This is a genomic window from Bradyrhizobium sp. 44, from assembly GCF_023073095.1.
Lineage (GTDB): Bacteria > Pseudomonadota > Alphaproteobacteria > Rhizobiales > Xanthobacteraceae > Bradyrhizobium.
In genome coordinates this window covers 94,046-107,927 of the sequence record NZ_JADPIY010000014.1, presented here as the reverse complement: position 1 = coordinate 107,927, position 13,882 = coordinate 94,046, and the positions used below count along the sequence as shown (strand labels likewise).

The window sequence follows — 13,882 nt, the reverse complement described above, 5'->3', positions numbered from 1 at the left end:
TGAGGCGTCACCCGGCATCCCCCGCCCTTCGCCCCTGCGAAATCCGAATGGCTTTGCCGCGTTCCCGGGGCTAAAAGACGCCGCTTAAACGGAGCAAGCCATGCAAGATCTCTGGCGCCTGTCGGCGGCCGACCTCGCCAACCTCGTCAAAACCAAAAAGGTCTCCGCCAGGGAGGCCGCGCAGGCCGGCTTGGCCCGGCTCGACGCCGTCAATCCCAGCCTCAACGCCGTGATCGACCACCGCCCGGAGGACGTGCTCAAGCAGGCCGACGCCGTCGATGCCGCCATCGCCAGGGGTGAGGACCCCGGTGTGCTGGCCGGCGTGCCCGTCACCATCAAAGCCAATGTCGACCAGGCGGGCTTTGCCACCACCAACGGCCTGAAACTGCAGCGCGACCTGATCGCGCGCGAGGACAATCCGGTGGTTGCCAATTTCCGCAAAGCCGGCGCCGTTCTGCTGGGGCGCACCAATTGCCCGGCCTTCTCCTATCGCTGGTTCACCACCAACCTGGTCCACGGCGACACCAAGAACCCCCGCGATGCCTCGCTGACGCCGGGCGGCTCGTCCGGCGGCGCCGGCTCGGCGGTCGCGGCCGGCATCGGCCATATTGCCCATGGCACCGATATTGCCGGCTCGATCCGCTATCCCGCCTATGCCTGCGGCGTGCATGGTCTGCGCCCGACGCTCGGCCGCATCCCGGCTTTCAATCCGGCCCTGCCGGAGCGCCCGATCGGCCCGCAGATCATGGCGGTGTCGGGGCCGCTGGCGCGCACCGTCAACGACATCAGGATTTCGCTCGCGGCGATGTCGGCCCGCGACGTCCGCGATCCCTGGTTCGTGCCGGCGCCGCTGGAAGGCCCGGCGCGGCCGAAGCGCGCTGCGCTGTGTCTCAACCCGGACGGCCTGGCCACCGCGCCCGAGGTGAAGGCCGCCGTCATCGACGCGGGCAAGCGGCTCGAGCGTGCCGGCTGGACCGTCGAGACAATCGAGAACACCCCGCCGATGCGCGAGGCCGTCGAGTGGCAGATCAAGCTCTGGCTCGGCGACGGCTACGAGGCGCAGCTCGAGATGGCCGAGCGTGAGGGCGATCCGGGCGCGCTGGCGTGCCTGCGCGGCAACCGCGCCAGGCTTACGCCGATGGACCAGGCCAATTACGCCAAGGCTTTGACCCGCCGCGCCACGCTGACCCGCGACTGGATGTGGTTCTTCGAGACCTATGCCGTGCTGCTGACGCCGGTCTCCGGCGAATTGCCGTTCCCCGATCATCTCGACCGCAAGGACGACGAGTCCTTCAAACGCGTCTGGGAAGCACAGCTGCCGCAGATCGCCATTCCCTTCATGGGCCTGCCGGGCCTCGTGGTCTCCACCGGCCTCGTCGGCAAGGCGCCCGTTGGCGTGCACATCGTGTCCGGCCGCTATCGCGAGGATCTCTGTCTCCTTGCCGGCGAAGCGATCGAGGCGGGCGGCGTGCCGCCGTCGCCGATCGATCCCGTGGGTTAGCGATGTCGGTGATCTACGACTTCAAGGCCAACTCGCTTCTCGGCGAAGAAGTGCCCATGCGCAGCTTCGAGGGGCAGGTGCTGCTGATCGTCAACACCGCGAGCAAATGCGGCTTCACGCCGCAATATCGCGGGCTGGAGGATCTGCATCGCGATCTCAATCCGCGCGGCTTCTCGGTGCTCGGCTTTCCCTGTAACCAGTTCGGTGCGCAGGAGCCTGGACCGGCGAGCGAGATCCAGGCGTTCTGCTCGACCAATTACGACGTCACCTTCCCCCTGTTCGAGAAGATCGACGTCAACGGCAGCAATGCGCATCCGTTGTATGAGTACCTGAAACGCCAGCAATCCGGCCTGCTGGGCGCCTCCATCAAATGGAATTTCACCAAATTCCTGGTGGATCGCGCCGGCAAGGTAGTTTCGCGCTATGCGCCGACTGCGCGGCCCGAAGGATTGCGGCAGCAAATCGAGACCCTGTTATGAGCGAGACAATCATGAGCGACGAATTTCCGGACCGCCTCTCGGTCGATCCGAACAGCCCCTTTTACAATGCGGACATCCTGGCGCGCGACGTCGGCATCCGCTTCAAGGGTGTCGAGAAGACCAATGTCGAAGAATATTGCATCAGCGAAGGCTGGGTTCGCGTCACCGCAGGCAACGCCAAGGACCGCCACGGCAACCCGCTGACCATCAAGGTGCACGGCCCGGTCGAGCCGTATTTCAGGGATAAGAGGTAGGAGCGCGCGCTCTCCACCCGTCATCGAGCGCGCTCTCTCCTTGTCATTGCGAGCGTAGCGAAGCAATCCAGGATCTTTCCGCGAAGGCAGTCTGGATTGCTTCGTCGCAAGAGCTCCTCGCAATGACGAAAGTGAAAGGCCAACCCCATGTCCGTCCGCATCGTCGACGTCCGCGAGATCACGAAACCGATCTCTTCGCCGATCCGCAACGCCTATATCGATTTCACCAAGATGACGACGAGCCTGGTTGCGGTCGTCACCGATGTCGTTCGCGATGGCAAGCGCGTCGTCGGCTACGGCTTCAACTCCAACGGCCGGTACGGGCAGGGCGGCCTGATCCGCGAGCGCTTTGCCGCACGCATCCTGGAGGCCAACCCGAAATCGCTGCTGAACGCGGCCGGCGACAATCTCGATCCCGACAAGGTCTGGGGCGCGATGATGACCAACGAGAAGCCGGGCGGCCATGGCGAGCGCTCCGTCGCGGTCGGCACCATCGACATGGCGGTGTGGGATGCGGTGGCGAAGATCGCGGGCCAACCGCTGTTCCGCCTGCTCGCCGAGCGTCATGGCGTCAAAGCCAATCCACGCGTGTTCGTCTACGCCGCCGGCGGCTATTACTATCCGGGCAAGGACCTTTCAATGCTGCGCGGCGAGATGCGCGGCTATCTCGATCGCGGCTACAACGTCGTGAAGATGAAGATCGGCGGCGCCGATATCGAGGACGATCGCGCCCGCATCGAGGCGGTGCTGAAGGAGATCGGCAAGGACGCGCAGCTCGCCGTCGACGCCAACGGCCGCTTCGATCTCGAGACTGGCATCGCCTACGCCAAGATGCTGCGCGACTATCCGCTGTTCTGGTACGAGGAGGTCGGCGATCCCCTCGACTACGCGCTGCAGGCAGCCCTCGCCGAATTCTATCCGGGCCCGATGGCAACGGGCGAAAACCTGTTCAGCCACCAGGACTCCCGCAATCTGATCCGCTACGGCGGCATGCGGCCTGACCGCGACTGGCTGCAATTCGACTGCGCGCTGTCCTACGGCCTGTGCGAATACCAGCGCACGCTGGAGGTGCTGAAAACGTATGGCTGGTCGCCGAGCCGCTGCATCCCCCACGGCGGCCACCAGATGTCGCTCAACATCGCAGCCGGCTTGGGCCTCGGCGGCAATGAGAGCTATCCCGACCTGTTCCAGCCCTATGGCGGCTTCCCCGACGGCGTCCGGGTCGAGAACGGCCACATCACGATGCCCGACCTGCCGGGCATCGGCTTCGAGGGAAAATCGGATCTCTACAAGGAAATGAAGGCGCTGGCGGAGTAGCCTGACGCGAGGGGCCGCACACTCCGTCATTGCGAGCGCAGCGAAGCAATCCAGAGTCTTTCCGCGGGCGCAGTCTGGATTGCTTCGTCGCATCAGCGCAAAATTGCTTTGCAATTTTGTCGCGAACTCCTCGCAATGACGATGTGGCGAAAGTCTCGCAATCATCTCTTGGTTGTGATATCATAAAAGCTCTCCTCAGCTGAGCACGATCATGAAGCAGCCTTGCGTGTACATGTTCGCCAATCGTCGCAACGGGACGATCTAAACAGGCGTCACGTCCAATCCACCGCGCCGCGCGTTCGAGCACCGCGAGGGCTTGGTGAAGGGGTTCTCGTCAAAGTATGGCTGCAAGCTTCTCGTCTGGTACGAGCTGCATGCGACGATGATCGACGCGATCACACGCGAGAAGCAGATCAAGGCCGGCAGCCGGGAAAAGAAGCTTGCGCTGATCGAGAGCGTCAATCCGGATTGGATGGATTTGTACGAGACGCTGATCTGATTGCACCAGGTGTCACCACACACTCCGTCGTTGCGAGCGTAACGAAGCAATCTCAGGTGTCGCCACATACTCCGTCATTGCGAGCGTAGCGAAGCAATCCAGAGTGTCTCCAAGGAGGCAGTCTGGATTGGCTTCGTCGCGAGAGCTCCTCGCAATGACGGTGGCGAGGGTGATGTCTCTCCTGTCAGCGCCCAGACCGGGGACGGTGGTCTTGATGCCTCAGGTGTCACCACACACTCCGTCATTGCGAGCGCAGCGAAGCAATCCAGAATCTTTCCGCGGCGCGGTCTGGATTGCTTCGTCGCAAAAGCTCCTCGCAATGACGGCGGAGAGTGCGTCGTCGGCTGCGTTCGCATTGACGATGTAGCGCGAGCCGGACGTCCCTTACGACAGCCGCATATCCAGCAGCCGCCGCCCTTCGCCCTTCAAGAGCTTCTTCACCGCGCTCGAGGCCACGACCTCGCCGTCATTGGCGTAGGCTTCGTGGTTCTTCTCGATGTCGTCGAGGCGGTAGAGGTAGTTGACCATCACGCCGGCGGACTCGCGCACGCCCTTGGGCGAGAGATCGCCTAACCAGTTGATGCGCTCGAGGCGGGCGCCGTTGCCGAGATGGAAGCGGGCGACGGAGTCGATCAGCTTGCCTTTCGGCGTGCGCGCCTTGAGGAAGTAGTGCGCCGCGAGCGGTTCGATCACGCCACGCAGCAGCGTGGTCGTCTCGGCGTTCTCGAACCATTTGGGATGGTCGAGGCGCTTCAGGATCTCGCGGTCCTCGTCCGACAACGGCAAATCCTTGTCCTGCTTCACCCATGGCATGAAGCCCGGCACCGGCGACAGCGTCACGAAATTGTCGAGCTTGGGCAATTCGCGGCGCAGCTCCTCCACCACCTGCTTGATCAGGAAGCTGCCGAACGAGATGCCGCCGAGACCGCGCTGGGTGTTGGAGATCGAGTAGAACACGGCGGTGCGGGCGCGCTCGATCGGGACGGAGGGGCGATCGACGGCGAGCAGCGGCGCGATCGCGCCGGGGATCGTCTCCGTCAGCGCGACCTCGACGAAGATCAGGGGCTCGTCCACCATTGCGGGATGGAAGAAGGCGTAGCAGCGGCGGTCGACCGGATCGATGCGGCGGCGCAGATCGTCCCAGTCGCTGATCTCGTGCACGGCCTCGTAACGGATGATCTTTTCGAGGATGTTGGCCGGGGTCGACCAGTCGATCCTGCGCAGCACGAGAAACCCCCTGTTGAACCACGACGAGAGAAGATGCGAAACGTCGCGATCGAGCGCGGCGAGATCGGTGTGCCCGTTCCTCATGTCGAGCAGGTCGGCGCGCATCTTGACGAGATCGCCGGTGCCACCGGGCGCGCGGTTGAGGCGGCGGATCAGCTCCTGCCGGCGCGGCTCGGAGGCGAAATGAAGCGCGCTGGCATCCTCGTCTGCCGGCTTGGCACGCCATGTCTCGATCGCCTTGGACAGGCGTTCCCGATCCGGGCCGAAATCGCGCACCAGGGCTTCGAAAAAGGCGCGACGTCCGGCCGCATCCAAATCCTGGTAGATGTCGAGCACCTCACGCGCCATGGCAGTGCCTGAAGCTTCGCCCCGGCCCGACAGCAGCGCGCCACAGAGCTCGATGAGCCCATCGGCGTCCGGCTTGGTGTCGGCAGAATCCCCGCGGCGAAGCAGCGTGCGGCCGCGCTCGGAGATGGTGGTGAGCAGGTCGGAGAAGAAGGCGTTGGCCATCGGGGCTTTCGTGTCGGGTTTGTGCGGTGCGGGAATCTTACACGGGTTTTTGGCGGAAGCCGATCACAATCAAGCGGGGGAATTTGGCAAGTTTAGCGGGGGCGTGCGTTTCGAAAACCCAAAGAAAGTTGTCATGCCCCGGCTTGACCGGGGCATCCAGTATGCCGCAGCTTTTCGGTTCTAGCCGCGCCGTCCCCGAGTACTGGATCGCCCGGTCAAGCCGGGCGATGACACCGAGTGTGTAGCAAACTCCGTCGGGGTCCGCCCCGTCACCTGACGGAACGCTGCGGAAAACGCAGGCACGCTGGCATAGCCGAGCTGGGTCGCGAGCTGCTTCACCGACACATTGGCATCGGTCGACAGCCGCTGGATCGCCGCCGCAATTCTTGCGCGCTGGCACCAGCTCTTGAAGCTCAGCTGCGTCTCTGTCGAAAACAGCCGCGACAGCGTGCGCGCGGAGGTTCCGACCTCGCGCGCCAGCGCGTCGATGTCGTGCAGGCCGGTGGGATCGTCGAGCACGATCATGGCCGCGCGCCGGCAGCGCGGCTCGTGTGGCAGCGGCACGAAGGTCGCGGAATCCTCGGCCTGGACCAGTTCCAGCATCACCAGCCGAACCAGCAGATCGGTCCGCTCCTCGGTATTTTGCGCCTCGAACAGCGCGAGGATCGCCTGGTTCAGCAGCGGCGACACCCGCACCACGAATTCCCTGGTCAGTCCCTCATGGCGCTGCTCGCGCTTCAGCCAGGCGAGGTCGAAATAGAGCGTGCGCATCTCGATATCGGCAAGCAAATCGATGGCGTGCTGGAGCCCGGCGGGGACCCAGACCGCGCGGTCCGGCGGCACCAGCCAGCGTCCCCCGGGAGTCGTCACCTGCATGGTGCCCCTGGCGGCATAGATCAGCTGCGCCTCGCGGTGCAAATGCGGATCGATCCGCATGCCCTTGGGGTAGTCGCGCGCGACCAGATGCACGCCCGCGGGCGAGCGATGGTTGCTCCGGACTGCCCGGAGGATTGGCGTCTCGACGACAGTCATTGGCAGCATCCCGTCATGCCCAAGACATATAACTCATTTCGGAGCAGGAGAGGATTCCCATGAACAGCCCCAGCCGGGTGATCAGTTTCGTCAACGCGGGCCATTTCATCGACCATTACGCGATGCTGATTTTCGCCGCCGCGGTGATCATCATGGGACCGGCGCTCGGCATGGCCTATTCGGAGCTCTTGCCTTATGCGACGCCGGGCTTCGTCGCCTTCGGCGCGGGCTCGCTGCTCACCGGCTGGCTCGGCGACCGCTGGAGCCGCCGCCACATGATGCTGATCTTCTTCGTCGGCATCGGCGCCTCCATGATCTCGGTCGGCTTCGTGCAGACCCCGGCACAGCTTGGCGCGGCGCTGTTCGCGATCGGCATTTTTGCCTCGATCTATCATCCCGTCGGCACCGCCATGATCGTCTCCTACGCTGACAGGCTCGGCCGCGAGATGGGCATGAACGGCGTCTGGGGCAATCTCGGCGTCGCATCGTCGGCGCTGGTCACCGGCGTGATCGGCCAATATCTCGGCTGGCGCTTCGCCTTCATCGTCCCGGGCATCGTCACCATCCTGATCGGCATCGCGTTTGCGATGATGGTCGTGCACGAGGACCGCAAGGGTTCGAAACAGGCGGCGGCGCAGGCGCGCGTCGCCAAGCAGGACATGTGGCGCGTGATCCTGTCGCTGCTGATCGTGGTGATCGCGATCTCGACGACCTTCAATGCCGTCACCGTCGCGCTGCCAAAGCTGTTCGCCGAGCGGCTCGCCGATCTCACCAAAAGCCCGGCGCTGCTTGGCGTCATCGCGGCCTGCGTCTATGTGTTCGGCGCGATGACGCAATACACGATCGGCCGGCTGCTCGATCGCTATTCGCTGAAGACGGTGGCGCTGCCGCTGTCCTTCATGCTGGCGCCGTTTTTGTATCTGGCCGCGAGCCTGTCCAATTTGCCGCTGATCCTGGTCTCGATCGGCATCGTCATGGGTGCGTTCGGGCAGGTCACGGTCAACGACGCCATGGTCGGCAAATACACCAGCGAGGAATGGCGCTCGCGCGCCTATGCCGTGCGCTATTTCATCGGCTTCACCGCCGCCGGCGCCTCCGTCGGCCTGGTCGCCTGGCTCTACGAGCAGGGCGGCTTCGTCACCATGCTGCACGCCTTCGCCGCCCTCTGCCTGCTCGCGATCGCAGCGGCGATCATTCTCCCGCGCGAGATCAGGACACCGCAGGCGGTGTGAGGGATCGGCGTGAGGCGCGCGGCTGCCTCCACGTCGTCATTGCGAGCGCAGCGAAGCAATCCAGAATCTTTCCGCGGCGGCAGTCTGGATTGCTTCGCTGCGCTCGCAATGACGGGGGATGAGGAGGCACCCTGCGCAGACCACTCATGATGCCATCATGCCAGTGTTTTGCCCGACGGAGCAATCAGTTTTCGGCAAAGACGAAATATGATTTCGGCGCACACAAAATTTTCTCCAGCCTTTTCAACCTCATCTCTACTGTGCATGGGGTTGTTTTAGCGTTTTTTTGTGTTGCCCCCTAACCCCCCCTGCAAGCGACAGGAACCCGCTGCGCCCACCGCGGGTTCTATCCCCGTCATCCCGGCACCTCGCCGGGGCAGTTGAAGGGGGAAAATTCCTGCATGCAGTGGAGCCTGCTCCGACCGGTCGGCCTTGTCGCCGCGGCTCTCGTCCTCACCACCGTTGCGGCCAGTGCCGAGGGCGGCAAATCGGCCGGTCCGTCCGAATTCCTGCTGGTGGCGCAGATCGTGCTGTTGATCGCGGTCGGCCGCGGTCTCGGCGAGATCATGCAGCGCCTCGGCCAGCCCTCGGTGATCGGCGAATTGCTCGCCGGCATCCTGCTGGGGCCGTCGCTGTTCGGTTGGGTCTGGCCTGACGCACAGCACGCGATCTTCCCCAAAACGCCCGAGCAGAAAGCGATGATCGACGGCATCGCGCAGTTCGGCATCCTGCTTCTGCTGCTGCTGACCGGCATGGAGACCGACCTCAAGCTGGTCAGGAAGGTCGGCAAGGCCGCGATCGCGATCTCGATCGCCGGCATCCTCGTGCCCTTCGCCTGCGGCTTCGCGCTCGGTGAATTTCTGCCGGACGCGCTGTTGCCGAATCCGCAAGCCCGCCTGGTTGCGTCGCTGTTCATGGGCACGGCGCTGTCGATCTCCTCGGTGAAGATCGTCGCGGTGGTCGTGCGCGAGATGAACTTCATGCGCCGCAATGTCGGCCAGATCATCGTCGCCACCGCCGTCATCGACGACACCATCGGCTGGATCATCATCGCCGTCATCTTCAGTCTGGCCTCGCACGGCACGCTGGATATCGCCTCGGTGGCGAAAGCCGTGCTGGGCACGCTGGCCTTCCTCGCCATCAGCTTCACCATCGGCCGCCGCCTCGTGTTCCAGCTCATTCGATGGGCCAACGATAATCTCGTCAGCACCGCCCCGGTCATCACGGTGATCCTGCTGCTGATGTGCGCCATGGCGCTGATCACCCATCTGATCGGCGTCCACACCGTGCTCGGTGCCTTCGTCGCCGGCATTCTGGTCGGGGAGTCCCCGATCCTGACGCGGCAGATCGACGAGCGCCTGCGCGGGTTGATCTCGAGCTTCTTCATGCCAGTGTTCTTCGGTCTGGCCGGCCTGAGCGCCGACCTCACAGTGCTGCGCGATCCCGATCTGCTGATGCTCACCGGCCTGCTGGTCGTGATCGCCAGCGTCGGCAAGTTCGGCGGCGCCTTCGTCGGCGGAACCGTGGGCGGGTTGAACACACGGGAGTCGCTGGCGCTCGCAAGCGGGATGAACGCGCGCGGCTCGACCGAAGTGATCATCGCCACCATCGGTCTTTCGATCGGCGTGCTCAGCCAGAATCTTTTCACGATGATCGTCACCATGGCGATCGTGACCACGATGGCCATGCCGCCGATGCTGCGCGCGGCGCTAGCGAAGCTGCCGATGAACAAGGAGGAGCAAGAGCGCCTGGAACGCGAAGAGTTCGAGAGGCGCGGCTTCGTCGCCAATCTCGAACGTCCCTTGCTCGCGGTGGACGAGAGCGTCAACGCCACCTTCGCCGCCCACATCGCCGGCCTGATCGCCGGCATGCGCGGCCTGCCGATCACCGTGCTGCACATCGGCAAGCGCGCCAAGGATCAGGAGAAGGGTCGCGACGAAGAGGAAAGCCCCGAGGCGGTGGTGAAGAAGGCAGCTGAAGCGGTATCAGCGACCGGTGACCAGGATGTCCGCAACGTCGATGTCACGACGCGGGTCCGCAAATCCGGGCTCGGGGAGACGATAGGAGACGAAGCGAAGAAGGGCTTCGATCTCCTAGTCGTCGGCACCGACAAGGTCGCAGCCACCAAGGATCGATTCGACCGCAAGATCGAGGACATTGCAGCGAAGTTCGAAGGACCGCTCGCGATCGTGGCGGCCAAGGGCAAGCACCTGAAGCAGCCGACGCCCGAAGCGCTCAACATCCTCGTTCCGGTCTCCGGCAGCGGCGTCTCCAAGCGCGGCGCCGAGGTCGCGGTCGCGCTGGCGCAGGCGGGATCAGGCTCGCTCCGGGTGATCTATGTCGCGACCACGCGCGACAAGGGCGCGCAACGCGGCGCCTCTCGTGGTCTGAGCCACGAGGCCGGCATCCTGAAGGACGCCAGCGATCTCGCCGCCCGCTACGACGTCGACATCACCACGACCTTGCGCGCGAACCGGGCGCCGGAAGCGGCGATCCTGCGCGAGATCGAGACCATCGATGTCGATCTCGTGGTGATGGGCGTCGATCGCATCCAGGCCGATCATCTCTCCTTCGGCGGCGTCGCCGACGCCGTCCTCAGGCAGGCGAAGGTCTCGGTGCTGCTGGTCTCGAGCGGCGAGGCGCGGCAGGTCCCTGCGGAGAAGGCCTAGGACTTCACCTCGGCCACCGCCACCGCCTTCGGGGTTTTCTTCGACGCACGCCAGTTCTCGAAGCGCTGCACCACCACGAAGAACGCCGGCACGAACAGCACCGCGAGGCAGGTCGAGGCCAGCATGCCCGAGAACACGGTGATGCCGATCGACTTCCGCGCGCTGGCGCCGGCGCCGGTCGCGATCACCAGCGGCACCACGCCGAGGATGAAGGCGAACGACGTCATCAGGATCGGGCGGAAGCGGGCGCGCGCGGCTTCAATCGCGGATTCTAGCACCGGCTTGCCGTCGCGGCCGTGCAGCTCGAGCCCGACCTCGACGATCAGGATGGCGTTCTTGGCCGACAGCGCGATCAAGAGGATCAGGCCGATCTGGCAATAGAGATTGTTGTCGATCTTCAGGGCATTGAGGATCAGCATCGGTCCGAGCAACGACAGCGGCACCGCCAGGATCACCGAGATCGGTGCGTACCAGCTCTCGTACTGGCCGGCGAGCACGAGATAGACCAGCAGCATGGCGAGCCCGAACACCCAGTAGATCTGGTTGGAGACGGCCTTCTCTTGATAGGACATCGCGGTCCATTCGAAGCCGGTGCCCGGCGGCAGCGTCTTGTCCGCGATTTCCTCCATCAGCTTCAGCGACTGGCCCGAAGAGTAGCCCTGCGCGGGCAGGCCGATCACGGTCGACGACGGATAGAGATTGTAAAGGCTGATCAGCGAGGGGCCGGTGGCCGGCGTGATCGTGGCGACGGTGCCGATCGGAATCATGTCGCCGTTCGAGTTGCGCACCATCATGTTGGCGATGTCGCGCTCGGTGACGCGGAAGGCGGGATCGGCTTGGGTGTAGACCTGGAACACGCGGCCGAATTTGTTGAACTGGTTGACATAGGACGAGCCGAGGTAGGTCGACAGCGCGGCGAACACCTGGTCGGTCGTGACGTGCAGGGTCTGGGTCTTGATGCGGTCGATCTCGACGTTGAACTGCGGCACCGACGAGCGGAACGAGGATTGCACGCGCTGGAGCGCGCTCTGGCTCTGGCCATTGCTGACCATCGCGCCCGTGATGGCCTGGAGCTTGGCGAAATCGCTGTTGCCGTCGCGCAGTTCGACCTGCATCGAGAAACCGGCGGCGTTGCCGATGCCCTGGATCGGCGGCGGCGGCAGCACCAGCGTGCGCGCCTCCATGATGACCGCGAGCTTGTCGTTCAGCCCGTAGACCAGCGAGCGCAGATCTTCGCCCGGTCCTTTGCGCGCGTCCCAGTCCTTCAGGATGATGTAGGCGACGCCGGCATTGGCAAGGCTGGCGCTGTTGTCGAGCGCGGAGATGCCGGCGATGGTGATGACCTGCTGGACTCCAGGCGTGTCCTTGATCAGCTTGCTCGCTCTGTCGAGCACCTTCTGAGTCCGCTCCAGCGCGGCACCGTCGGGCAGTTGCACGGCGGCGATCAGGTAGCCCTGGTCCTCGATCGGCAGGAATCCGGTCGGCACCCGGGACAGGCCATAGCCGCCGATCCCGATCAGCACCAGCGCGAATGCGACCGAGATCGTGCTGTTCCTGCACAGCACGCCGATCAGCCGGATGTAGCCGCGCTCGACGCGGTTGTAGACCGCGTTGAAGCCGCGATAGAAGAAGTTGCGCTGCTCCGGCGGCACCGTCGGCCGCAGCCACAGTGCGCATTGCGTCGGCTTCAGCGTCGCCGCGTTGATGGCGGACAGAAGCGCGGTCGCGGCGATCACCAGTGCGAATTGCGAATAGATGCGGCCGGTGAGCCCGGCGAGGAACGAGGCCGGCAGAAACACCGAGATCAGCACGAGCGTGATGCCGACGATCGGCGCGAACAGCTGGTCCATCGCCTTGATCGCGGCGTCGTGGCCGTTCATGCCCTGCTCGATGTTGTGAGCCGCGCCTTCGACCACGACGATGGCGTCGTCGACGACGATGCCGATCGCCAGCACGATCGCGAACAAAGTCGACATGTTGATGGTGAAGCCGAGCGCCGCCATGGCGGCGAAGGCGCCGATGATGGTCACCGGCACCGTGGTCGCCGGCACCAGCATCGCGCGCCAGTCCTGCAGGAAAACCAGGATGACGACCAGCACCAGCAGGCCGGCCTCGATCAGCGTCATGTAGACCTCGTGCACCGAGGCCTGCACGAATTTGGTGGTGTCGAACGGCGTGTCGTATTTCATCCCTTGCGGGAAGGCCTTTGCAAGCTCCGCCATCTTCTTCTCGACGGCCTGCTCGACCTGGAGTGCATTGGCGCCTGGCGACTGGAACACGCCGATGCCGGTGGCCGGCTGCTTGTTCAGGGAGAAGATCTGGCTGTAGGTCTGCGCGCCCAATTCGACCCAACCGACGTCGCGCACCCGCGTGACGTCGCCGCTGGTGCCCGATTTGACGATGATGTTCTCGAACCCGGTGGTGTCGTCGAGCCTGCCGTTGACGTTGAGTGTATACTGGAACGCCTGTCCCGGCGGTGTCGGCGGTGCGCCGACTTGGCCCGCGGAGACCTGCTGGCTCTGCTGCTGGATCGCCTGGATGACGTCCTGCGGGACCAGACCACGGACCTGCAGCTTGTTCGGATCGAGCCACACCCGCATCGAATACTGACCGGCACCGAACACGGTGACGTTGCCGACGCCGGGCAAGCGCGAGAGTTCGTCGCGGAGGTTGATGGTGGCGTAGTTGCTCAAATAAAGGCTGTCGAACGTCTTGTCGGGCGAGGTCAGCGTCACGAACAGCAGGATGGACGTCGACCGCTTCTGCACGGTGACGCCCTGGTTCTGCACCGACTGGGGCAGTTGCGACAGCGCGCTGGAGACGCGATTCTGCACCAGCACCTGCGCGAAGTTGAGGTCGGTGCCGATCTTGAAGGTCACGGTCAGCGTATAGGTGCCGTCGGAGCCGCTGTAGGACTGCATGTAGAGCATATCCTCGACGCCGTTGACCTGTTGTTCGATCGGCAAGGCAACCGTGTCGATCACAGTCTTGGCGCTCGCGCCGGGATAGCGGGTCGTGACCTGCACCGTCGGCGGCACCACGTCGGGATATTGCGCGATCGCGAGGTTGAACAGCGCGACGCCGCCGATCAGGATCATCAGCAGTGCGATGACGTTCGAGAGGACCGGCCGCTCGATGAAGAACTTTGAGATCATGGCCGGC

General features: G+C 64.3%; 9 protein-coding genes and 1 pseudogene. 7 read left to right on the top strand and 3 right to left on the bottom strand.

What is annotated here, in order from left to right:
- The first annotated feature begins 100 nt into the window (after nt 1-100).
- The 5 genes and pseudogenes from IVB41_RS11350 to IVB41_RS11330 all read left to right on the top strand — a co-directional run bounded on the left by IVB41_RS11350 (nt 101) and on the right by IVB41_RS11330 (nt 4,050).
- Nucleotides 101-1,501 (top strand): amidase family protein, encoded by a 1,401-nt coding sequence (locus IVB41_RS11350; protein ID WP_247431036.1) that lies wholly within the window; start codon nt 101-103, stop codon nt 1,499-1,501.
- Between the two features lie 2 nt (nt 1,502-1,503).
- Nucleotides 1,504-1,980 (top strand): glutathione peroxidase, encoded by a 477-nt coding sequence (locus IVB41_RS11345; RefSeq protein WP_027519751.1) that lies wholly within the window; start codon nt 1,504-1,506, stop codon nt 1,978-1,980.
- The gene (locus IVB41_RS11340; protein ID WP_247431033.1) at nt 1,977-2,234 is read left to right on the top strand and encodes a DUF3297 family protein; all 258 of its coding nucleotides are present in this window, start codon (nt 1,977-1,979) and stop codon (nt 2,232-2,234) included. The genes IVB41_RS11345 and IVB41_RS11340 overlap by 4 nt, the downstream gene beginning before the upstream one ends.
- Before the next feature lie 147 nt (nt 2,235-2,381).
- The gene (gene tarD / locus IVB41_RS11335; protein WP_247431029.1) at nt 2,382-3,551 is read left to right on the top strand and encodes a mandelate racemase/muconate lactonizing enzyme family protein; all 1,170 of its coding nucleotides are present in this window, start codon (nt 2,382-2,384) and stop codon (nt 3,549-3,551) included.
- Between the two features lie 211 nt (nt 3,552-3,762).
- Nucleotides 3,763-4,050 (top strand): annotated as a pseudogene (locus IVB41_RS11330) (GIY-YIG nuclease family protein).
- 384 nt (nt 4,051-4,434) lie between these two features.
- Here the strand turns inward: IVB41_RS11330 and IVB41_RS11325 are convergent.
- Both IVB41_RS11325 and IVB41_RS11320 read right to left on the bottom strand, forming a co-directional pair.
- Nucleotides 4,435-5,787: a malonyl-CoA decarboxylase gene (locus IVB41_RS11325; RefSeq protein ID WP_247431026.1), complete on the bottom strand. Its 1,353-nt coding sequence runs from the start codon at nt 5,785-5,787 to the stop codon at nt 4,435-4,437.
- A gap of 180 nt (nt 5,788-5,967) precedes the next feature.
- On the bottom strand, nt 5,968-6,819 hold the full coding sequence (locus IVB41_RS11320; protein WP_247287875.1) for a helix-turn-helix transcriptional regulator: 852 nt from the start codon (nt 6,817-6,819) through the stop codon (nt 5,968-5,970).
- A 59-nt stretch (nt 6,820-6,878) separates the two neighbouring features.
- Here IVB41_RS11320 and IVB41_RS11315 point away from each other — a divergent pair, with 59 nt between their 5' ends.
- Nucleotides 6,879-8,051 (top strand): MFS transporter, encoded by a 1,173-nt coding sequence (locus IVB41_RS11315; protein WP_247287876.1) that lies wholly within the window; start codon nt 6,879-6,881, stop codon nt 8,049-8,051.
- Nucleotides 8,052-8,452: 401 nt separating this feature from the next.
- Nucleotides 8,453-10,720: a cation:proton antiporter gene (locus IVB41_RS11310; protein ID WP_247431023.1), complete on the top strand. Its 2,268-nt coding sequence runs from the start codon at nt 8,453-8,455 to the stop codon at nt 10,718-10,720.
- On the opposite strand, the gene IVB41_RS11305 is transcribed toward IVB41_RS11310, so the two are convergent.
- Nucleotides 10,717-13,875 (bottom strand): efflux RND transporter permease subunit, encoded by a 3,159-nt coding sequence (locus IVB41_RS11305; protein ID WP_247431020.1) that lies wholly within the window; start codon nt 13,873-13,875, stop codon nt 10,717-10,719. The two genes, IVB41_RS11310 and IVB41_RS11305, sit on opposite strands and share 4 nt — an antisense overlap.
- Nucleotides 13,876-13,882: the final 7 nt, after the last annotated feature.